Origin of the sequence: Lactococcus fujiensis JCM 16395, from assembly GCF_002441655.1 — a bacterium.
Taxonomy (GTDB): domain Bacteria; phylum Bacillota; class Bacilli; order Lactobacillales; family Streptococcaceae; genus Lactococcus; species Lactococcus fujiensis.
The window spans coordinates 1-785 of record NZ_JXJU01000053.1; the positions used below are offsets into that span (position 1 = coordinate 1).

2 protein-coding genes are annotated in these 785 nt (G+C 34.8%); both read left to right on the forward strand.

Annotation, left to right across the window (positions count from 1 at the left end; genetic code table 11):
* A partial coding sequence (locus RT41_RS10545; protein ID WP_096819309.1) for a hypothetical protein occupies positions 1–501 on the forward strand: 501 nt, incomplete at its 5' end.
* A gap of 72 nt (positions 502–573) precedes the next feature.
* Positions 574–785 (forward strand): hypothetical protein (locus tag RT41_RS10215; RefSeq protein WP_143467377.1); only part of this gene is annotated, 212 nt, incomplete at its 3' end.

Here is a 785-nt window from a genome sequence, read left to right on the forward strand (position 1 = left end):
TTATCGGCTGGAGTAATTCTTGGTTCCATTGGTGGAGGTGCATTTTACCTTCATCAACAAGAAGTCAACCAATACGTTACACCACACGAACAAAAAGTAATCGCAAAAAATCCTAAATTATTGAAGATGGACAAATTGCCCTTTGTCAATAAAAAAGAAGATCAAATGGTGAGTTTCAAATCCAAAGTGAATTTTGACAAATTCATTAAGAGCCAAAATAAGTTCCCAATCCAGCTGGTCTTTTACAAAAACACATGTCCCTACTGTAACGCCGCACTCCCTGCAGTTTATAAAGCAGATGATAAAAAGTCAGCCTATTACATTAATGTAAATGAAGATGAGAATAAAACTATTCTACTCTCATTAACTGGTCAATCTTCAACACCTGCTTCTACAATTGTTGAATACAAAAACCAAGATACAACGAAAATTTTCGATTATGCCCTCAAACAAGAAAAGCCACAAGCTGATCTTTCCAGTATTGAAAAGGCATTTGATTAAACTGACCGTGTCATTTGCACGAATAAATTCGTGCCTTATATTTTTTCACAATTAACCTTTAAGGAGAAACAATTGAAAAACAAACTTATTCTAACTGGCGGAATTGACGTTGGTAACTCTGATACAAAATCTTATCTTAATGTTTTAGAAGACCCAAAAACATTTTTAGGCAATCCAATCAGTTTAAGCTCATTTCCATCAATCATCGCTGAAAAAAGTCCTGGGGACGTTGCCAAAGATGATTTAATCATTAGTGTGGTTGGTTCTGTTGCAAAGTTTTCTGA